The sequence below is a fragment of the Paenarthrobacter aurescens genome, assembly GCF_041549525.1.
GTDB lineage: Bacteria > Actinomycetota > Actinomycetes > Actinomycetales > Micrococcaceae > Arthrobacter > Arthrobacter aurescens.
This window is the reverse complement of record NZ_CP157456.1, coordinates 1053191-1073995: the sequence shown is the minus strand read 5'-3', so window position 1 is coordinate 1073995 and position 20805 is coordinate 1053191. Positions and strand designations below refer to the sequence as shown.

At 62.9% G+C, this 20805-nt stretch carries 17 protein-coding genes and 1 riboswitch; of the genes, 9 read left to right on the top strand and 8 right to left on the bottom strand.

Features of this window, described 5'->3' with window-relative positions; all coding sequences use genetic code 11:
• Positions 1 to 11: 11 nt before the first annotated feature.
• The gene (locus tag ABI796_RS05130; protein WP_141285343.1) at positions 12 to 587 is read right to left on the bottom strand and encodes a helix-turn-helix domain-containing protein; all 576 of its coding nucleotides are present in this window, start codon (positions 585 to 587) and stop codon (positions 12 to 14) included.
• A 264-nt stretch (positions 588 to 851) separates the two neighbouring features.
• On the opposite strand from ABI796_RS05130, the gene ABI796_RS05125 reads away from it, so the two are divergent.
• Both ABI796_RS05125 and ABI796_RS05120 read left to right on the top strand, forming a co-directional pair.
• Positions 852 to 2369: a sodium:solute symporter gene (locus tag ABI796_RS05125; protein ID WP_174754591.1), complete on the top strand. Its 1518-nt coding sequence runs from the start codon at positions 852 to 854 to the stop codon at positions 2367 to 2369.
• A gap of 338 nt (positions 2370 to 2707) precedes the next feature.
• A riboswitch (SAM riboswitch) is annotated at positions 2708 to 2827 on the top strand.
• A 16-nt stretch (positions 2828 to 2843) separates the two neighbouring features.
• The gene (locus tag ABI796_RS05120) at positions 2844 to 3161 is read left to right on the top strand and encodes a hypothetical protein (protein WP_141285339.1); all 318 of its coding nucleotides are present in this window, start codon (positions 2844 to 2846) and stop codon (positions 3159 to 3161) included.
• Here ABI796_RS05120 and ABI796_RS05115 read toward each other — a convergent pair.
• Positions 3158 to 3349, bottom strand: coding sequence for a hypothetical protein (locus ABI796_RS05115; RefSeq protein WP_141285337.1), 192 nt, complete (start codon positions 3347 to 3349; stop codon positions 3158 to 3160). The genes ABI796_RS05120 and ABI796_RS05115 overlap by 4 nt on opposite strands.
• Before the next feature lie 265 nt (positions 3350 to 3614).
• Here ABI796_RS05115 and ABI796_RS05110 point away from each other — a divergent pair, with 265 nt between their 5' ends.
• The 3 genes from ABI796_RS05110 to ABI796_RS05100 all read left to right on the top strand — a co-directional run bounded on the left by ABI796_RS05110 (position 3615) and on the right by ABI796_RS05100 (position 6813).
• Positions 3615 to 4781 (top strand): VIT1/CCC1 transporter family protein, encoded by a 1167-nt coding sequence (locus tag ABI796_RS05110; protein WP_141285457.1) that lies wholly within the window; start codon positions 3615 to 3617, stop codon positions 4779 to 4781.
• A gap of 142 nt (positions 4782 to 4923) precedes the next feature.
• Entirely contained in the window at positions 4924 to 5760 is an 837-nt protein-coding gene (locus ABI796_RS05105; protein ID WP_141285455.1) for a matrixin family metalloprotease, read from the top strand.
• 51 nt (positions 5761 to 5811) lie between these two features.
• Complete coding sequence (locus ABI796_RS05100) at positions 5812 to 6813, top strand: matrixin family metalloprotease (RefSeq protein ID WP_141285335.1); 1002 nt, start codon at positions 5812 to 5814, stop codon at positions 6811 to 6813.
• A 19-nt stretch (positions 6814 to 6832) separates the two neighbouring features.
• Here the strand turns inward: ABI796_RS05100 and ABI796_RS05095 are convergent, their stop codons facing one another.
• Complete coding sequence (locus ABI796_RS05095) at positions 6833 to 7966, bottom strand: LOG family protein (protein ID WP_170224971.1); 1134 nt, start codon at positions 7964 to 7966, stop codon at positions 6833 to 6835.
• A gap of 198 nt (positions 7967 to 8164) precedes the next feature.
• Between ABI796_RS05095 and ABI796_RS05090 the strand changes: the two genes are divergently transcribed.
• Positions 8165 to 11083, top strand: a complete 2919-nt coding sequence (locus tag ABI796_RS05090; protein WP_141285333.1) for a chitobiase/beta-hexosaminidase C-terminal domain-containing protein — start codon at positions 8165 to 8167, stop codon at positions 11081 to 11083.
• A gap of 191 nt (positions 11084 to 11274) precedes the next feature.
• On the opposite strand, the gene sucD is transcribed toward ABI796_RS05090, so the two are convergent.
• The 5 genes from sucD to ABI796_RS05065 all read right to left on the bottom strand — a co-directional run bounded on the left by sucD (position 11275) and on the right by ABI796_RS05065 (position 17622).
• Positions 11275 to 12177, bottom strand: coding sequence for a succinate--CoA ligase subunit alpha (gene sucD, locus ABI796_RS05085; RefSeq protein ID WP_141285331.1), 903 nt, complete (start codon positions 12175 to 12177; stop codon positions 11275 to 11277).
• 12 nt (positions 12178 to 12189) lie between these two features.
• A complete protein-coding gene (sucC, locus tag ABI796_RS05080) occupies positions 12190 to 13359 on the bottom strand; it encodes an ADP-forming succinate--CoA ligase subunit beta (protein ID WP_011773779.1) in 1170 nt (389 codons plus the stop codon).
• A 264-nt stretch (positions 13360 to 13623) separates the two neighbouring features.
• A complete protein-coding gene (locus tag ABI796_RS05075) occupies positions 13624 to 14322 on the bottom strand; it encodes a hypothetical protein (RefSeq protein ID WP_141285329.1) in 699 nt (232 codons plus the stop codon).
• 14 nt (positions 14323 to 14336) lie between these two features.
• Positions 14337 to 16883 carry a DNA helicase PcrA gene (gene pcrA / locus ABI796_RS05070; RefSeq protein ID WP_141285327.1) on the bottom strand — a complete coding sequence of 849 codons (2547 nt, stop codon included), beginning with the start codon at positions 16881 to 16883 and terminating at the stop codon, positions 14337 to 14339.
• A gap of 55 nt (positions 16884 to 16938) precedes the next feature.
• Entirely contained in the window at positions 16939 to 17622 is a 684-nt protein-coding gene (locus tag ABI796_RS05065) for a response regulator (protein ID WP_170224970.1), read from the bottom strand.
• 74 nt (positions 17623 to 17696) lie between these two features.
• On the opposite strand from ABI796_RS05065, the gene ABI796_RS05060 reads away from it, so the two are divergent.
• Genes ABI796_RS05060 through ABI796_RS05050 form a run of 3 tightly spaced genes read left to right on the top strand, consistent with a single transcriptional unit; the run spans position 17697 to position 20775 of the window.
• Positions 17697 to 18935: a sensor histidine kinase gene (locus tag ABI796_RS05060; protein WP_303409120.1), complete on the top strand. Its 1239-nt coding sequence runs from the start codon at positions 17697 to 17699 to the stop codon at positions 18933 to 18935.
• A complete protein-coding gene (locus tag ABI796_RS05055; protein ID WP_141286641.1) occupies positions 18932 to 20080 on the top strand; it encodes a hypothetical protein in 1149 nt (382 codons plus the stop codon). Before ABI796_RS05060 ends, ABI796_RS05055 begins: the two co-directional genes overlap by 4 nt.
• Positions 20074 to 20775 carry a LuxR C-terminal-related transcriptional regulator gene (locus ABI796_RS05050; protein WP_141286642.1) on the top strand — a complete coding sequence of 234 codons (702 nt, stop codon included), beginning with the start codon at positions 20074 to 20076 and terminating at the stop codon, positions 20773 to 20775. The genes ABI796_RS05055 and ABI796_RS05050 overlap by 7 nt, the downstream gene beginning before the upstream one ends.
• Positions 20776 to 20805 lie beyond the last annotated feature (30 nt).

Below are 20805 nucleotides of genomic sequence, written 5' to 3'. Positions count from 1 at the left end.
CGGCGTGAAAACTAGCGGCTGGCTGCCGGTACCAGCACCCACAACACCTCGACGGTCTCGTCCGTGGGGTTGATCCAGGTGTGGGGTTCACGGCCCGGGAAAGAGAGGGTGTCCCCTTCTTCGAGGTCGTACTCCTCGTTGGTCAAAATGAGCTTAATCCGCCCCTTCACCACGTGCAGGACGTCGACGTCGCAGTCCACGGCGTAGAGCTCGTTTTCACCACGGCCATGGGGCTCTATGGTCGCCTGCAGGATCTGGAGCCGCCGCTCGGAACGGGCCGTCAGCAAGCGCTCCACAATGCCCTGGCCACCCAGGGAGATGCGGGGTCCGTCGTCGCGCTTTGTCAGGTGGGTCTCCGGAGCGGCGAACAAATCACCCACGGAGACGGACAGCACCTGGCACAGGGTTACCAGGGAAGCCACCGACGGCGACGTCAGGTCCCGCTCCACACGGCTGAGGAAGCCCTTGGTCAGTCCGGTGGCATCGGCCACTTGTTCAATGGTGAGGCGCTGCGCTTGCCGGGCGGCGCGGATTCTGGAACCGATGGCAACTGGGACGTTGCTCGGTTCAACGGGTAGAGCCTTCATTCACGAACCTTTCAGGCCTGTCATGTGGCCCTGTCATTGGAGCAATAGTAGCCGGGCCACAGGCCAAGAGCGCCAGAATACGCGGAAGCATGACTAAAGGATCTTGACTGTTACTCCCATCACAACATATCCTCATAGGCAACAAGTGTTGTCTGTGAGGCACACAACATCCCCAATCTCCAATCACCAGCACAGAGACTTCTCCACTTCGCAGGAGTATCGTCGAGAACCCCAACCTCTGTGCATCAGCTCCAAGGACCGTTCATGGAATCTTCGGCTATAAACATCGCAATCGTGGTGGTGTACCTGCTCGCCATGCTGGCATTCGGCTGGTGGGGCAAGTCCCGCACCAAGAACAACAGCGACTTCCTGGTGGCCGGCCGCCGCTTGGGACCCTTCCTTTACACAGGCACCATGGCTGCAGTGGTCCTGGGCGGCGCATCCACCGTGGGCGGCGTCGGCCTGGGCTACAAATTCGGCATCTCTGGCATGTGGCTTGTTGTGGCAATCGGTTCGGGCGTGCTGCTGCTCAGCCTCCTGTTCGCCGGCACCATCCAGAAGCTCAAGATCTACACGGTCTCCCAGATGCTGACCCTCCGCTACGGCAGCACGGCAACGCAGACCTCGGGCATTGTCATGCTGGCGTACACGTTGATGCTGTGCGCTACCTCTACCGGCGCGTACGCCACCATCTTTGTGGTCCTCTTCGGCTGGGAGCGTTGGCTCGCCATCGCAATCGGCGGCGCGATCGTCCTGGTCTACTCCACCATCGGCGGAATGTGGTCCATCACCCTTGCAGACCAGGTCCAGTTCGTCATCAAGACCGTGGGCATCTTCTTCCTCATGCTCCCGTTCGCCCTGAACGCTGCCGGGGGCCTCGACGGCATCCGTGCACGCGTCGATGAGAGCTTCTTTGACATCGGTGGCATCGGCCTCCAGACCATCATCACCTACTTCGTCGTTTACACCCTGGGCCTCCTGATCGGCCAGGACATCTGGCAGCGCGTCTTCACCGCCAAGACCCCCACCGTGGCGCGCTGGGGTGGCGCCACCGCTGGCGTCTACTGCATCCTCTACGGTTTCGCTGGCGCCCTGATCGGCATGGCGGCCAACGTTGCCCTTGCCGGCGTCGAAATCGCTGCCAAGGATGACGTTTACGCCGAGGTGGCCACCCGCCTCCTGCCCATCGGCATTGGCGGCCTGGTGCTCGCCGCTGCTGTGGCCGCCATGATGTCCACCGCCTCCGGTGCACTCATTGCTGCGGCCACCGTGGCCCGCGCAGACGTCATGCCGTTCGTTGCCAGCTGGTTCGGCAAGACGGTGGACACTTCCGACTCCGACAACCCTGAGCACGACGTCAAGGCCAACCGTTACTGGGTCCTCGGGCTGGGAATCGTAGCGATCATCATCGCCATTTCCACCAAGGACGTGGTGGCAGCGTTGACAATCGCCTACGACATCCTGGTGGGTGGCCTGCTGGTGGCCATCATCGGCGGCCTGGTGTGGAAGCGCGGAACAGGCATTGCCGCAGCATGGTCCATGGCTGCCGGTTCAGTGGTAACCCTGGGAACCATGATCATCCTCGAGATCAATGCGGAAGTTCCGCTGGACGGCATCTATGCCAACGAGCCCATCTACTTCGGCCTGATCGCCTCGGCACTGGTGTACGTAGTGGTTTCGCTGGCCAGTAAGCCCACCGATCCGGCCGTCATGAAGGCTTGGACGGACCGTGTGGCCGGAACCCGCGTGGCAGAGGAAGAACTCACCACGCCCGCCCCGTAAGCAAGGGCAAAGAAACAAGCAACGCTCGACGGCGGCGCCTCCCCTTTACGGGGCGGCGCCGCTTTGCGTTGGCGTACTGAGACGCAGAACTCGAGTGGCGTTGCGGGGCCCGCTCTGCGCCCCAAAACAACCACAAACCACGCACACCAGGCCCCACAACACCAGGGGCTCCACGTTGCGGGGCCCGCTCTGCGCCCCAAAACAACCACAAACCACGCAAACCAGGCCCCACAACACCAGGGGCTCCACGTTGCGGGGCCCGCTCTGCGCCCCAAAACAACCACAAACCACGCAAACCAGGCCCCACAACGCAGGGGTGTGGGGTAGGGTGGTCCCAGCTTCAAGAGATGTGGCGCCAAGCTCCGACTTGCCACACGCCAACCCCATGTTCACGGGTGGTTCGGATGAGGAAGCGGCCCGTCCCGGACCAGAGACAACCGAGCGGGCAAGAGCACTCCCCCAAGGAGCAATCCCTTGCCGTACCAAGGCGATACCACCCACCCCGCAAGCACCCCAGCAGCAGTAAGCACCCCAGCTCTAACCGCCGCCGGGACGGTGATGGTGATTCCCGCCGTCGACCTCTTCCTGGGCACGGTGACAATTACTACCAAGGCAGGAACGGAGCACTTCAGATATTCCGAACCGCAGCTGATAGCTCAGGCGCTGGCCCAGGCCGTCCGGCCGACGCGCTGGTGTGTAGCCACGAAGACCCTCACGGTGGCGGTTGCCGGCGCAGGCAAACGCGCAGGCGTGGAAAGGAACTTCGCCCTGAACCACGCACAGCAGCGCTAGATTTCCTCGTCTTCTTCGCGGAACTCTTCGGTCTCGTCAATGGGGACTACGCGTTCGTCGTCCTCAGGTGCGTCTACTTCCTCAACCCAGGGTTCGTCCACTTCCTGGTCCTCGGCGTAGTCGTAGGCCGGGTCGGACTCGATGGTTGTCCGTTCCGGGTAGTTGCCGTGTGATTCGGTGGTGTTCATGATGCAACCTCCGTCTCGTGGGCCTGTTCTCCCAGGCAGTTCAGCCCGTTGACCCGAATGCAGGAATCCAAGGGTGGGAGGCCCCCATTCCCCTGTCCCTCCATCTGAGCACCGGCTCAACCGAGGGTCAAGGAGCCCCGGAAATTACGGTGCGCCGAACATTCCCACTAAGGAATACCGGCCAAAAATCCGCGGGAATAAGCGGTAGTGTGGGGCATGCAATGGGGCCGCTACTACCCCACCCAGCACAGGAGATAAAGTGCAGATGCACCAGGAATCCACCAGTTCGTCGAGCCCCGCTCCGGACCCCACCCCCGATTCGGCAGCAGCCGGGAACGCCGGCACCCCAGCAGCTGCACCGTCGAACGCGGACATCCGCCGCTGGCGCCAGTACCTGGCCGATGAGCGCGCCGAGGCTGCCGTCTACCGTGAGTTGGCCCAGCGGCGTGACGGCGAGGAGCGCCAGATCCTTCTGGCCCTGGCCGAAGCTGAAGGCCGGCATGAGGCCCATTGGCTCAAGCTCCTTGGCGAGCATGCCGGAATGCCCAAGGCAGCATCCACCCGTAGCCAGTTCCTGGGTTTCCTTGCCCGCAACTTCGGCTCGGTTTTTGTGCTCGCGTTGGCTCAGCGCGCCGAGGGCCGTTCCCCTTACGGCACCGAACCTGCAGCAACTCCTGCCATGGTGGCCGATGAACAAATCCATGAAGAAGTGGTCCGTGGCCTTGCCACCCGCGGACGCAACAGGCTTTCCGGGACCTTCCGCGCTGCTGTTTTCGGCGCCAACGACGGCTTGGTGAGCAACCTTTCCCTGGTGATGGGCATGGCGGCAACCGGCGTTCCCAGCCCGGTGGTCCTGATGAGTGGCGTGGCCGGTCTTCTAGCCGGTGCGTTGTCCATGGGCGCGGGCGAGTACGTCTCGGTCCGCTCCCAGCGTGAACTGCTCAATGCCACCTTGCCCACGCAGGCAACTCTCACTGCGGCACCGTCCCTGGACATCGAACACAACGAGCTTGTCCTGGTCTACCTTGCCAGGGGCATGACCCGTGAGGCGGCGGAGCACCGCGCCGCCGAGCGCATGGGCTTGTTCAGCTGCGACTGCGATCCGAGCCTGTCCCTGCAACCGGAAAAACCACCGGCCGATGAGCACGAATCCGTTGGTTCCGCATGGGGCGCTGCCATGTCCAGCTTCTGCTTCTTCGCCTCAGGTGCAATAGTGCCTATCCTTCCCTTCATTTTTGGCATGACGGGCATTGCGGCCTTGATGGTTGCCGGGGTCCTGGTGGGCATCGCCCTTCTGGCCACAGGCGCCGTGGTGGGTTTGTTGTCCGGAACGTCTCCGTTGAGCCGCGGCCTGCGGCAGCTGGCTATTGGCCTGGGAGCGGCGGCAGCCACGTACGGGCTGGGCCTGTTGTTCGGGGCAACCATCATCTAAGTTTGGACGGCTCGGGCCGCAGACCGTAATGTTGGTTCGTCCTCCGCGCTGCCCCGCGTGACCAGGGCATCATGAATGGAGAACCGTGGACCCGGAGCGGGAAGCAACGCGCGCGCCAAAACACCGGCGCAGTGGAACAGTGGTGCGGGTTCTCCGCGGAGTGCTCATGGCCGGAATTGCCGGCGTCGTTGCTGTTCTGGTGAGCGGCTACCTTCAAGGCGATCCGCGCATCACCGCACTGTTCCCGGGCGTGAGTGTTCCAGGCGCTCCGCTGCAAGGGCCCATCGATACCCAACAGCCCAGGGCCCTTGACGCTCCACCGCCGGGGCTTGAGGAGGCGGACGCTCCGCTGGCCTCCCCTTCCGCCCCAGGCACCACCAACGATTCCTACAAGTTTTTGGCCACCAACGACGACGGCACTCCAGTAGGTTATTCGCCCTGCCGGCCACTTCATTACGTAGTCAACAATGCCTCCGCTCCCGTTGGTTCAGATGCCCTGCTGAGCACCGCACTGGCGAACATTTCAGCGGCGTCCGGCATCCAGTTCATCAACGACGGCACTACTGATGAGTTGCCCGTGGACCGGCGTGAGCCGTATCAGCCCGCCAAGTACGGGGACAGGTGGGCTCCCCTGCTCATCTCCTGGACCACACCGGAGGCTGCACCGGCGCTGGCCGGCAACGTGATCGGCACCGGCGGCAGCACCATGTACTCCCTGAACAAGGGTCCCAAAAGCTACATCAGCGGGAGCCTGGAACTGGACACCCCCCAGGTAACGGAGCTGCTCGCCAGCCCGGGCGGAGCGGACTATGTTCTGGCGGTCATGCAACACGAACTGGGACACGTGATGGGTTTGGATCACGTGGATGATCCCATCCAACTGATGTACCCGGAAATCGGAGCCCCTGACGGACTCGCCGCGGGCGACCTGAACGGCTTGCATCTTCTTGCTTCGGCCCCCTGCCGCAAGGACATCTGAGAGCTTTCGCAGCGGGCAGTTCTGCCATGGACTCCGGGCGGATGGGGACTTATGCTGGCCAATACGGCCGACGGCGGCGCCCCACCTTCCGTCGCGGCCATCACGTCAGGGGGTTCCATGGAACCTTATGGGTCGCCCAAGTGGCCGGACCCCGATCCCCCTCGTCCGAAGTACCTCCCATATTCCACGCGCCCGCCGGATCCTCCCCAGGTCAGGCCGCCCATCAAGCACAGCAGCGTGGTGGCCATCTTCTTCCTCTTTGGGGTCCTTGCGCTGGTGTGCGCCGGGGCTTACTTCAGTGGTGAACTGCGCCAGCTCATCTATGGCCCATCAGCCGCGCAAAGCCAGGCTCCCCGGCCCGGGCTGGTTCCGTTCGGCCAGCGCCAGGAACCCTTGCCGGGCCTTGAGGAAGCAGATGCCCCGCTTGGCACGCCGGCACCCTTGAACCGCACCAGTTCCTCCTACAAATTCCTGGCCGTCAAGGAAGATGGAACCCCGTTGGCTTACTCGCCGTGCAGGCCCATCCATTACGTGGTGAACCCGGACCTGGCACCGGCTTCCTGGCAGCCCTTGGTGGAAGAGGCCGTTGAAAAGGCAGGTGCAGCCACGGGGCTGAGGTTTATCTACGACGGCCCCAGTTCCGAAGTTCCCTCCCCCAACCGGTCCGGGTACCAGCCCGAAAGGTACGGGGACCGCTGGGCACCTGTCCTGATTGCCTGGAGTACGCCGGAGCAGGTCCCGCGCCTGACCGGGCAGACAGTGGGCCTTGGTGGAAGCTCCTCCATCGGCCTGAGCAACGGTTACAAGGCCTACGTCACGGGCACGGTGTCCTTGGATGCCCCACAGTTTGCTGAGATCGTGAACGCTCCCAACGGAGAAGAGATCGGCACAGCGGTGATCATGCACGAGCTCGGACACTTGTTGGGCCTGGACCACGTGGACGATCCGCGGCAGCTCATGTTCGATCAGGCTTCCTGGGTGCGCGGCTACGCTGCCGGTGATCTGACGGGCTTGGCCCAGCTGGGCAGGGGACCTTGCAGCAAGGACTTCTGAGCCTACCGGGGAACCACCCTTAGCCGGCAACCACCGCCAGGGCTTCCTCCACCGTGTCCACCAGGAAGATCTTCTCCGCCATCGGCTTCCCGGCCGCGAGGCTTTGCAGCATGGGCCAGGCGGGAAAGGTTCGTTCCCAATGTTCGCGTCCAACCAGCACCATGGGTGTGATGGTCTCCGGGGCGCCGTAGTAGTTCTCGCAGGCGTCCTGGAAGATCTCCTGCACTGTTCCTGCCGCACCGGGAAGGAACACAATCCCGCCGTTGCAGAGCTCCAGAAGGATGGCCTCACGGACTGCGTTGGCGAAGTACTTGGCAATGTGGGTGGCGAACAGGTTGGGCGGCTCGTGGCCGTAGAACCAGGTGGGAATGCCAAGCGTCGGGGTACCGTCAGGGTAACGCCCGACGACGGCGGCTGCTTGCCGCGCCCAATCCGTCACCGAGGGCCTGAACCCCGGTACAACGGCGAGCGCCTCAAGCGCGGCGGTGGAGTCGGCGTCGGGCAGTCCGCTTAAGTAGGCACCGAGGTTGGCCGCTTCCATGGCGCCGGGACCTCCACCGGTGGCTACAGTGAAGCCGTCCTGTGCAAGCAGCCGTCCCAGGTGCGCGGCGTCGGCGAATTCTTTGCTGCCCCGCTGTGCGGCGTGCCCGCCCATCACACCCACCACTTTGGTGCCGGAGAGCGCGCCGTGCTCCAGCAATTCGTCCAAGGCATCACCAATTGCGTGATCGTGCAGGGCTGCGGCGAGGGTGGCGTCCAGGCTGCCTCGCCGCCCCGGCAGGATGCTCCACTGGTAAACGCGGGCGTCCAGGGTGGACTCGTACTCAGCGGTGGGGATGTCCCCGTACAGTTCATGGGCTGTGTAGAGGCCGCTTCGGTAGGGGTTGAACGGCACGTTATGGAGCTGGGGGAAAATCAGGGCACCGCGCCGTCGGAGGCTTTCTTCCACGCCGTCATCGAAGGTGCATCCCAGGAAAATCGCGCCTTCGGGATCCAAAGCCTTGAGCTCCCGCGAGTGGCCCCGGAGGTCCAGCGACTGTGCGTGCCAGCCGTGCATGGACCCCGTCCCTGTGCTGACCAAATGGCTGAAGTGGGCCACGCTTTCAACATCGAGTGTTCGAGGACTCGGGTTCAGAGCTCCGGAGCGGTTCATGGTTTCAGCGTAATGCTGCCACGAAAATTCGCCCGGACCCTACCCACGGCCTGCCTGCCGGAGTACAGTTGCGCTCACTGCATCGCTTTCACGCCGGTCATCCGTCGGGGCAGGGGCAGTGAATAACTCAATTCGAAATGGCGTCCTGGGGGCGTCGTAAGTTTGCCGGCTGGGGGGCCCAACATCTGCTCAAGGAGCATGGTTGTGGACCGTCCAAAATACGCCCGTCGTCATACTCGACTACCACTGATCAACACCCGTACATTTGCCCGGCGAATCCTGGGATTCCTGCTGGGCCTTTCTGTTGCCCTTTCCTCCTTGGTGTTCGGACTGGCCATGCCCGCATCCGCGGCAGTACCGCCTTGTCCGGGTACCGGCGGTGCACAGATGATCGTCGCGCACACCGATGACGATCTGATCTTCGTCAGTCCGGATTTCATGCGGGACATTCAGGCCAAACGCTGCGTCCAGACCATTTACGTCACAGCAGGTGAAGCCGGTGAAGGGCAGTCCTATTGGGGCGGGCTGGAGGATGGCATCCGTTCCAGCTATGCCTTGATGGCCGGGGTGGCCAATGCCTGGACGGCTTCGGACGCCGGTGTTCCTGAGCGCGCGCTGACCGTTCATACGCTTAATGCCGCTCCGAATGTTTCGGTGGTGTTCCTGCGGCTCCCGGACGGCTTTCCCAACGGAAACGGCACGTCACGCTACAACGGCCAGAGCATCCTGAAACTGTGGGACGGCCGCATCTCCACTATCCGCCCCGTTGATGGATCTGCCACGTACACAAAAGCCCAGCTGCAGAGTGTACTGAACCGGCTGGTGGCCAACTTCAAACCCACCACGTTCCGTACCCAGGACTGGACCGGCAATTTCACCACACCCTATGACCACAGTGACCATTGGGCGGCAGCCAAGTTCGGTCAACTGGCTACCCGTGCCTACACAGGCCCTCACACTTCCTCCGCTTATGACGCCTACGTGATTGACGAATACGCCCAGAACGTTACGGGGGCGGAGCTGACCAGCAAAGTGAATGTGTTCCGGCGCTTCGCTGAATTCGATCAGTACCTGTGCGGCGATATCTGCCCTGACACGCCGTACAGCGACTGGCTCAAACGGCAGTACATCACTGCGATCGAATGGACCGGCAACGCAGCAAAATCGGCGGGAACCACCGTCTCAGCTTCCTCTCAAAAGGCCTCGGCACAAAGTCCGGAGAAGGCACGGGACGGATTTGCCTGGGGTACTCCCATGGACGCCAACCGGGAATGGGTCAGCAACGGCGGTAAAGCCGGCAGCTGGATCCAGTACAACTTCACCCCGGCCCGGACCATCAATGCCGTGACACTCTTTGACCGGCCGTTGCCCGGTGATCAGGTAACCGGCGGCAACCTTGTGTTCTCAGATGGCAGCACCGTCCCGGTGGGTGCCCTGCCCAACAACGGCTCCGGCCTGACGGTGAATTTTCCCGCCAGGACCGTAACTTCGGTGCGCTTCAACATCGGCTCCGTCAGCGGTACAACCACCAACGTGGGTCTGGCAGAGTTCGAGGCCCACATCACCGCCGATGTTGTTGCCCCCGTGGTCACAGCCACCCCGGCGGGCGGAACGTACGACGCCGGTCAAAAGATAACGCTGACCGTGAACGAGCCTGCCACCATCTACTACACCGTGGACGGTTCCACACCGACTACGGCCAGCAGCAAATACGCCACTCCCCTGACCGTGAACGGTCCGCTGACGTTGAAGTACTTTGCCGTAGATACTGCCAACAACCCGTCCGCCGTGGTGACGCAGAGCTACACCACCGGCCCCGACGTCACCAAGCCAGTGGTGACTGCCAACCCGGCCGGTGGCGCCTACGCTCCCGGCACGGCCATCACCCTCACGGTCAATGAGGCGAACTCGGTGATCAAGTACACCAAGGATGGCTCCGATCCCCTGACCGCTGGTGTGGTCTACTCCGCGCCGATCATTTTTGAAGGCCCGGGCCCCATGACGCTGAAGTACTCAGCCACCGATCCTGCCGGAAACGTCTCCGACGTCGCCACTCAGACGTACACGGTGCCCCCGGACACCACGGCTCCGGTGGTCACAGCCAATCCCACCAGCCGGGCATTGGCCAGCGGGGCCACCATTACCCTCTCCGCCAATGAACCGGGTGCGGCCATCTACTACACCACCGATGGCAGCACGCCCACGGCAACGGAATCGGCCACCAACATCAAGTATTCGGCCCCGATTTCCATGGGCACCACAACCCTGAACCTGAAGTACATCGGGGTGGACACCGCCGGTAACGCCTCGGCCGTGGGCACCCAGACGTACACCGTTCCCGCAGCCGGACCGCCGTCGGCCCATGACTTCAATGGCGACGGAAAAGCCGACGTCCTGGCCTCCGATACCGCCGGGAACCTGTACTTGTACCCCGGCGACGGTGCAGGCGGCCTCCTTCCACGGCAGGTGGCGCTGGCCGCCCCGGCATGGTCAACCATCAATGAGACCATCACCCCCGGTGACTTCAACAGGGACGGCAAACCGGACCTGCTGGCCCGGGCCGGGGATGTCCTGTGGTTCTACCCGGGCAACGGTGCCGGAAGTTTCGGAGCACGGGTCCAGGTCAGCACCGGCTGGAGCACCATGAGCCAGCTGTTCTCCCCGGGTGACTTCAGCGGCGACGGCATTCCGGACTTCATTGGCCGGCTGAGCTCCGGGGAGTTGCGGCTCTACGAAGGCAACGGAACCGGTGGCCAGCGAACTCCCACCACCATTGGATCCGGCTGGAATGTTATGAATGCAATTCTGAGCACAGGGGACTTTAATGGAGATGGGACCGGAGATGTGCTGGCGCGGCGCTCTGATACAGGCGCCCTCTGGCTCTACCCCGGAAACGGAACCCGCGGATGGCTCCAGTGGAAGCAGATCTCCACGGGTTGGGACAACCGAACATCAATAGCCGGGCCCCGCGACCTCAATGGTGATTCCAGCAACGACGTCATAGGCCGGATCGGAGACACCCTGTGGCTGTACCCGGGGACGGGAAGCGGAGCATTCAGCACTGTGCCGCCCATCAGCCTCGGCACCGGGTGGCAGGCCATGAAGATCATCGCCTAGCCAGCCCCCCAGACCTGGCGCGGGTCGGAGTTTTCCCCCAGACTCTTCGGCTCGCGTCAGCTGCTTAAAGAACGACGACGGCCCTGTACCTTCCGTTAGGAAGGGACCTCCCGTTGGGAAGGGACCTTCCATTGGGAAGGGACCTTCCATTGGGAAGGGACAGGGCCGTCGTCGTGAGTCAGTTGTCCTGACTAGAGCGTTGCGTAGACTTCGCGCAGCAGCTTGGCGGTCTCGGACGGCGTCTTGCCGACCTTCACGCCGGCAGCTTCGAGAGCTTCCTTCTTGGCCTGTGCGGTGCCTGCAGAACCGGACACGATGGCGCCTGCGTGGCCCATGGTCTTGCCCTCAGGAGCCGTGAAGCCGGCAACGTAGCCCACCACGGGTTTGGTGACGTTGGCCTTGATGAAGTCTGCAGCGCGCTCTTCAGCGTCCCCACCGATTTCACCGATCATGACGATTGCCTTGGTCTCCGGGTCAGCTTCGAACGCAGCCAGGGCGTCGATGTGCGTGGTGCCGATGACGGGGTCGCCACCAATGCCGATCGCGGTGGAGAAGCCGAGGTCACGCAGTTCGTACATCATCTGGTAGGTCAACGTACCGGACTTGGACACGAGGCCGATGGGGCCCTTGCCCGTGATGTTCGCCGGGGTGATGCCAACCAGGGCCTCGCCGGGGGTGATGATGCCGGGGCAGTTCGGTCCGATGATGCGGGTGACCTGCTTGCCGTCAGCGTCCACCTTGGACTGGGCCAGTGCCCAGAATTCGGCGGAGTCCTGAACCGGAACGCCTTCGGTGATGACTACAACGAGGCCGATGCCGGCTTCGATTGCTTCAACCACGGCGTCCTTGGTGAATGCCGGGGGTACGAAGACGATGGAGACGTCGGCGCCGGTTTCGGCAATGGCTTCCTTGACGGTGCCAAAGACGTTGATTTCCTTGTCCCCGTGCAGGACCGTGGTGCCGGCCTTGCGGGCGTTGACGCCACCAACAATGTTGGTGCCGGCCTTGAGCATCAGTGCGGTGTGCTTGGTGCCCTCGCCGCCGGTGATGCCCTGAACGATGACTTTGGAGTCCTTGTTGAGGTAGATAGACATTGTCGCGTCCCTTTACTTAGCTGCGTTGGCGAGCTCGGCGGCCTTGTCGGCGCCCTCGTCCATGGTGGCGGCCAGGGTAACCAGCGGGTGGTTGGCCTCGGTCAGGATGCGGCGGCCTTCCTCAACGTTGTTTCCGTCGAGGCGAACTACCAGCGGCTTGTTCGCGGAGGAACCCAGCTCAGCCAGTGCGCCGACGATGCCCTTGGCAACCGCGTCACAAGCGGTGATGCCACCGAAGACGTTCACGAACACGCTCTTGACCTGGGAGTCGCCCAGGATGACGTCCAGACCGTTGGCCATGACCTCGGCGGAAGCTCCACCGCCGATGTCCAGGAAGTTGGCGGGCTTCACGTTTCCGTGGTTCTCGCCGGCGTAGGCAACAACATCCAAAGTGGACATCACAAGACCGGCGCCGTTGCCGATGATGCCAACTTCGCCGTCCAGCTTGACGTAGTTGAGGTCCTGCGCCTTGGCCTTGGCCTCGAGCGGGTCAGCGGCGTCCTTGTCTTCCAGGTGTGCGTGGTGCACGTGACGGAAGTCAGCGTTCTCATCCAGGGAAACCTTGCCGTCGAGGGCAACGATCTCTCCGGCGCCGGTGCGGACCAACGGGTTGACCTCAACCAGGGTGGCGTCTTCCTTCTTGAAGACGTCCCAGAGCTTCAGAATGACGTCGGCCACTTTGCCGCGCAGTTCTTCAGCGAAACCTGCAGCTGCGACGATCTCGTCAGCCTTTGCCTGGTCGATTCCCACGGCGGGGTCGATTGCGATCTTGGCCAGGGCCTCGGGACGCTCCACGGCAAGCTGTTCGATTTCCATGCCGCCCTCAACCGAGCACATGGCCAGGTAGTTGCGGTTTGCGCGGTCCAGAAGGACCGAGAAGTAGAATTCCTCGGCGATGTCAGCACCCTGGGCGATCATCACCTTGTTGACGGTGTGGCCCTTGATGTCCATGCCCAGGATGTTGGTGGAGTGCTCAAGTGCCTCTTCGGCAGTCTTGGCAACCTTGACGCCGCCAGCCTTGCCGCGGCCACCAACCTTAACCTGTGCCTTGACGACAGTTACGCCGCCGATCTTCTCGGCAGCTGCCTTTGCTTCTTCAGGAGTGTGCGCCACGATGCCGGCGAGCACGGGTACACCGTGCGCCTCGAACATATCGCGCGCCTGATATTCAAACAGGTCCACGGTTTAGTGTCCTTCTACGTCGAAGTAGTTTTCTGTTCAGCCGGGAACCGCGATGACCGCGATAGCCAGCTGCGGAAAGTACGCGGTAACAACCAGGATTGAAGCCGGTCACATTGCGTAAGGTCCTCTCGGAACTTTAGCCCTTTGAGGAGTCCCGCCAGCTACACACTACCTGTTAAGTGAGTAACCTTACACTTCTATCGGCTGTAGAAAAACCGCAGAATGACGGGGATTTTGGACTGTTCCGCCGTCTTCCGGGCGCGATCAGGACCCTTGTTTCAGGGTCCCGGTGACTGTTTTGCCGGCGTCGGAAATCAACTGGTAGCCCTCGCGGCTGACGAAGAAAGCCACGCCACCGGAGATATTCCCGCAAGCCACACCGCCGTTATAGGCCGAACACCGCAGACCGTTGCGCTCAATGTTCTGCCCCTCCGGCAACTCACGGAGCTTGGAGATGGGACCCTCCCGGCTGCCCTTGGGCCCGAACTCCGATTCCATTTGTGTTACGCCGGAACGACACGAGCCGTAGCTCGCCTTCTCCGGAGTCAGGAGGATTGTCCCGCCAAGGTATCCCAGCCCGATCCCTGCACAGTCATCAGAGATGTCAGCGGGATCCGGGGCGGCATACTTGGCCAGCTCACAGTGCACCACCGGAACAACGGCGAACTTGTTGTTGGCGGCATCCGAGTAGGAGTTGGCCTCATATGGCAGGTTGAGGTGCCCGCCCCGCGAGGAGGTCATGGCACACACAATGTTCTTATCAGCGGTCACAAAGGCAGTAACATCCTCGCCGGCGGACAGGGTGGTCTGCTCGGTGAGGGGCACCTGCTGGAGCTGTTCAAGCGGCGGCAAAGGCGCCGGCGGCACATAGTCGGGATCTTTGGTGGCAAAGGAGCATCCCGCCATCAGCACCATGGTCATGGCGGCCAGGATCGCCCAAACAGTCCGTCGCATGCCCCTCATTATGCCGCCCGGTTTCACGCGTCCAACTTGGTCAATGGCGCATACCGCAACAGCAGGCGCTTCTCTCCGACGTCGAACTTCACCTTCGCCACGGTCTTGTCCCCCGAGCCCTCGACGCCCAGCACCACTCCGTTGCCGAAGCTCGTGTGGTTGACTTTGTCCCCCGCAGCAACGGAAATAACTTCCTTTTGCGGCTGGACCCTGTTGCGTACGACGGCGGCCGGGACGTCGGCGTCGAACCCTGCGGTGGGGCTGGCGGCAGCACCGCGGGAGGTGCCCGCACCCCAGAAGGAACCGCCGTAGCGGTTGGACCCGATGGGGGCGCTCCCCCAGCCACCAGCGGCCTGACGGCTCATTCCTTCGCGCTTCCACTCCACCAGTTCGGAGGGAATTTCTTCCAGGAATTGGCTGGCCGGGTTGTACTGGCTCTGGCCCCACATGCTGCGCACTTCCGAGCGCGTGACGTAGAGGCGCTTGCGTGCCCGGGTGAGACCCACATAGGCCAGGCGCCGTTCCTCGGCGAGTTCCTTGGGATCCGTTGCCGAGCGCTGGTGCGGGAAGATCCCGTGCTCCATGCCGGTGAGGAAGACTACGGGGAACTCCAAGCCCTTGGCAGTGTGCAGGGTCATGAGCGTGACTACGCCCATCCTCTTGGCCTCAGCCACGGCAGCATCAATGTCCGCACCCGGAGCATCCGGGATTTGGTCGGCGTCGGCAACCAGGGAAACCTGTTCCAGGAATTCACCCAGGGAACCGTCCGGGTTGTCGCGCTCGTACTCCCGGACCACGGCCACCAGTTCGGCGAGGTTCTCCACCCGGGATTCGTCCTGGGGATCGTTGCTGGCCCGCAGGCCGGCCAGGTAGCCGGTCTGTTCAAGGACTGCTTCCAAGGCAGCGGCGGCTCCGGAACCGGAGGCTACCTCGGCCAGGTCATCAAGCAGCTTCACAAAGCCCAGCACGGCGTTGACCGAGCGTGTGGCCATGCCGGGTGCCTGATCTGCACGGCGGGCGGCGGCCATGAAGGATGTGCGTTCCCGCTCGGCCAAAGCAGCAACAGCACCCTCGGCGCGGTCCCCGATCCCCCGTTTGGGTTCGTTCAGTACCCGGCGGAGGTTGACGTCGTCATCAGGGTTTACCAGGACACGAAGGTACGCCAGGGCATCCTTGATTTCCTTGCGCTCATAGAAGCGCGTACCACCCACCACCTTGTACGGCAGTCCCACCCGGACCAGGACATCTTCAATGGACCGCGACTGGGCGTTGGTGCGGTAGAAGATGGCGACGTCGCCCGGGCGCTGGCCTTCCTCGTCCTGCAGGCGGTCGATTTCCTTGGCGATGAACTGGGCTTCGTCGTGCTCGTTCTCCCCCACGTAGCCCACGATCTTCTCGCCATCGCCCTCCGCGGTCCACAGGCGCTTTTCCTGGCGGTTCGGGTTACGCGAAATCACCGAGTTTGCGGCGCTGAGGATGTTCTGCGTGGAGCGGTAGTTCTGCTCCAATTTGATGGTGCGCGCGTTGGGGTAGTCTGCCTCGAACTCCACAATGTTGCGGATGTCCGCGCCGCGGAAAGCGTAGATGGACTGATCGGAATCGCCCACTACCGTCAGCTCGCTCGGGGCTACGTCCGTGCCTGTCCCCAGGCCCACGATTTCCCGGACCAGTGCGTACTGCGCGTGGTTGGTGTCCTGGTACTCATCAACCAACACGTGCCGGAACCGGCGCCGGTAGGATTCGGCAAGCGCCGGGAAAGCCCGGAACATATACACGGTCTCGGCAATCAGGTCATCAAAGTCCATGGCGTTGGCTTGCCGCAGACGCTGCGTGTAGCCCTTGAACACCTCGGCTACGGCCTGCTCAAAGGGGTCATTGTGGTTTGCCGAGGAGAGGTAGGAGTCGGCATCAATGAGCTCGTTCTTGAGCGCGGAAATCTTGTGCTGGATGGCCTTGGGCGCGAACTTCTTGGGATCGAGGTCCAGGTTCTTGGACACCAAAGTGATCAGGCGCAAGGAGTCGGCGGAGTCGTAGATGGAGAAGTTGGAGTTCAAGCCCACGTTGGCCGCTTCCCGGCGGAGGATTCGCACGCAGGATGAGTGGAAGGTGGAGATCCACATTCCCTTGGCCCGGGGGCCTACCAACGCTTCGATGCGTTCCCGCATTTCTGCCGCGGCTTTGTTGGTGAACGTGATGGCCAGGATTTCCCCGTGATGCGCGCGTTTGGTGGCGATCAGGTAGGCAATCCGGTTGCTCAGTACGCGGGTTTTGCCGGAGCCTGCGCCTGCGACGATCAGCAGTGGGCTTCCGGCGTGCTTCACCGCCTCTTCCTGCTGTGGATTCAGTCCCTCAAGAAGAGCATCAGCTGTGGGCAAGCCGTGGGAACCCTGGTTGCCCCATCCACCCGGGGCAGGTTCCTGGTGGGTGTTTCCCGGCCCGCCCGTTCCCTCCTGAAGGCGGGGCCCGGAGGCGCCTCCACCGGAAGCGGAAAGCTCGGGGGCAGCCTTGAGTGCGGCTTTGGTGCCTGCTTTGAAGGGTCCGTCAGCGTAGGGGTCAAACAACATATCCATGGTGCCTACCAGTCTAGGCGGTGGCTCTGACACTCTAAGGCGAACCGTGTTCGGGTCAGCTTTCCGGGGTTTGCCGGCTCTGGTCTTCCACCAGCCAGCCACCGGAGACGAGCCGTTCCCGCAGCGCCAACCTCGTCAACGGCTCCTGGCCGTCCTGGAACTTCCGCCGGACGGACGCCAAGTGCTTTTTCACACCATCCACCGAAATTCCCAGCACATGCGCGGTCTCCCCCATGGTGCCGGCAACACCACCCAGGTATACCGACACCACCTGGTGTTCCCTGGCCGATAGTTGCGGACCGGACTCTGCGGCTTCCATGGCTGAAGCGACTTCCGCCGTAATATAAGCCAGCCCCTGTGCTGCCTTCCGGACGGCGGCTTCCACCACAGCCGCTGCCGCAGTCTTGGGGATATAGGCCAGGGCACCTGCAGTGATCGCTTGCCGGATGACCGCTGGATCCACAACGGAACTGCAGACCACCACCTGTGGTCCGGAGGACAGGATTGCCTGGATCTTGGCGCGTAAGGGAATCTGGTCGCCCAGCAGGACGTCAAGAATAACGACGTCGGACAACGCACCAAGGTTTCCTGCCGCCTCAGCCCAGGACCCGTACCGTCCCACCACGCTGATTTCCGGGGCGTTGGCCTGGAGCCATTCGGCAAGTCCCTCACGCAGCACGGCATGGTCTTCCACAATGTCTACTTCAACGGTGGGCCGGGACACCGGGTATCGCAGCATTTCCGGCCTCCCCAACATATGATTCTGCCTAAGTGGTCATCATATTCGGTGGCAGGTTTCGGGGGAGACATTTTGTGGGGGCAGTAATTGGCGGGCTGAGAGCCCGCTTACTGAACCTGGATCGTTCAGATCTGGTGGTTCGAGGCGGAGCCTTGGCGGGCTTTGTTTACGTCGCGTGTTCATGGCTGTATGTCAGGCCGATCATGGGCGGTCCGCTATGGCACCAGGCAGCAGCTTCGTTGTTGGTCATTTTCCTGGTTCTCTGCCTTGCTGCCATGGTGTGGACAGATATTTGGCCTCTTCGGCTGGTCCTGGTGGCAGGCCTGATCACGTTCTCCGAGCTAATGGCCGGTGTCACCTACCGTCAGGAGTCCGATTCCCTGCTCCTGGCCCACAGCCTGGCCCTGGGAGCCAGTTCCGTGGTGGCGTTGTCCCTGCGCCGCACCTGGAAGTCCGTCACTTTCACGGCGTTGCTGGCTGTCCTGGTCCTTGGACACACTCTTACTTCCTCACTGGTCCATAACCTTGGCCCCATCACACTCCTGATCGTCGCGGGCTTCTGGTTGATCACCCTGGCCATCAGGCACACGCTGCCCAAAGCGCTGGATGCATTGTGGACCGACCAAGAGGTCAAAGCTGTATCCAATGCTGCCCACGCAGTGGCCGGGAGCACCATCAGTGCAAAGCAGGCAGACGCCCGGCTCCTGCACGATACCGTCCTGCGCTCGCTGGCTGTTGTGGCCCGCGGCGGAACAGGAGCGGACCCTGATGCGTTGCAGGAACTGCTCGCCTTCAGGCCTTTCGACGGCGGCGCGCCGGGTTCCAGGCTTTCCCTGCCTGGTTCCGCTTTGGCTGCAGAGGCGGGCGGTCCCGGACGCACCCACGGCGGGGTGGTCGTCGTCGAGCGTGCCACCGCAGCGGAGCTTTCGGACCTGCTGGCGGCACGGGCTGTCCGCCATAGCCGCCGCGGGGTATCCATCAGTGTTTTTGGCGACGCCGGAACTCTTCCGGAGGCGACGCAGGCGGCCTTTGCCGATGCCGCCGAGGAATGCATGGTCAATGCCGCACGGCACGCGGGAACTGACACCGTTGACGTTTTGGTTTCCCGTACCGGTTCCATGGTGTCCGTCCTGATCAGCGATGCCGGCTGCGGGTTCGATCCCGAGTCGATTCCGCTGGAGCGCCTCGGCGTCCGGCGGTCCGTAGTGGACCGCATGGCAGAGGTGGGTGGCAGGGCAAAGGTGATGTCCACGCCCGGCCGCGGAACCACCGTGGTCCTGGAAGCCGCTGTTCCTGATGCAGGGACCCCATGAGCCGACCTCCTCTGCAGCCGGCTGCTTCGGCCGGGCCGCTCTTCATTTCCCGCAGCATCCTCGTGATCTCCAGCCTCACCTTGTGGGTAGTTTCGGTGGTTGCCGCTGCGCTGTCTTCTCATGAAGGTGAGGCCGGGCAGCTAAAGTTCTGGGCCCTGGGTGCTGACCTCCTTGGCTTTGTGGTGGCCGTCATCGCCTCGCATCCCACAACCCCGCGGGGCCACCTCCCCTGCCTGCGGCTGGTGTGGCTCGCATCCTCGGTTGCCTCGGGCGTGATGACCGCACAGGCGGTAACCACCACGGCCGGTTTCCCTGCCTTGGCCTTAAACGTCCTGCTGGCAACGTCCTTGGTGTTTCTGGTGGCCATGCGCTGGGACCTGTTGGGCTTCCTGGTTCTGATTGCCGCCAACTCCGTCCTCAGCGGCATCTACTACGCCACCACTCCCCGCTTCGGCTCCGGGGACGGTCTGCTCATTTTCTTCATCACACTGTGCCCCGGGCTCCTGGGCGGACTGACCGTCTTCATTCTCCGCACCTTGGTGGAAGCACAATCAGCCCGGCAAACCATCGAGTCCTTGCAAACGCTCGCGCCACACGCTGATTCCCGGGCATCGGCCCTCTCCGGGGAACTGGCGGAAACACATCAGCACATCCAGGAACTCTTCGCCAGGGTCTCAAAGACCCACAGCCTTCCCTTGCAGCCCGAGCTGTCCGAGCAAGCGCAGGAACTGGCCACTCAGCTCAGGGCACAGCTGATGGGCTCCCAGTCCACCAACTGGCTCACCGAGTCCCTGGCCTTGGCCGGACTGGACTCCAAGGTGGTTGTAGTGGCGCAGCCGGACCTGGTGGAACACCTTCCGCAGGCATCCCGTTCCGCTGTCCTGGCCAGCACCATGCTGTTGTCCGCCACGCCCGTCACCACCCCCGAAGCTCCTTCCACGGAAGCGGCTACGCGGCTCCACGTCTATGTTGAACCCCATGTGGACGAGATGCTGCTCATCACCTGGCGGGTGACCAACCTGAACCCCCAGCGCTGCACGCCCGCGTTGTGGAACGAGCTCGAATTACTCGGATCACCCCGTGTACACACTGATCCAGGAGGAGCCAGCATTATGGTCCATGTGAAGGCGCCCAGGCCATGGTGACGCGTTTACTTGTTGTGGATCACCACCAGCTGATGATTGACACCCTGGCTGCGTGGTTCCGGTGCAGCGCCCCGGACCTGGTGGTGGCTGCCGGACTCAATGCAGTCCCCGGCAACCACCGGTACCCGCAAGCCGTGCACCCGGATGACCGGCACCCGGAAGAGGCCGCGTCAGCAGGAACCGGGACATCGTGGGCAGAGCAAGGAATCACTGTGGCAATCCTGGGCACCCTGGATTTTCACACGCAGTTGATCCCGGCAGTTGGCCAGTTGGTGAACGAGGGACTGCGCGTAGTAGTGCTCGCCACCCACCTGGACGGGTGGGAAGCCGGAGCAGCCCGGGCGGCCGGCGCGCTGGGTTACGTGCCGAAATCGGCCGGCCCACGGCACACCGAGGCGGCGGTACGGGCAGCCGCGGCCGGACGCGAATACCTTCACCCCGATGCCGCAGCGATTATGGTGGACACCGCCCCGGTCCGCATCAAGTTGTCCCTCCGCGAACAACGGCTTGCGGAGCTCTACCTTGGAAGCCAGGCCATGTCCGTGCGCGGTGTGGCCGATGCCATGGGAATCAGCGAACAGACTGTCAAAGCCCACCTGCACAGGATCCGCCAGCGGTACGGAGCAGCGGGAATCAAGCTGGGTAATGTGATCAGCCTGCGCCGGCAGCTCAGCACGGACGGCTGGATCACGTAGCTGCCGGCTCCCTCACCCGCATGTTCACTC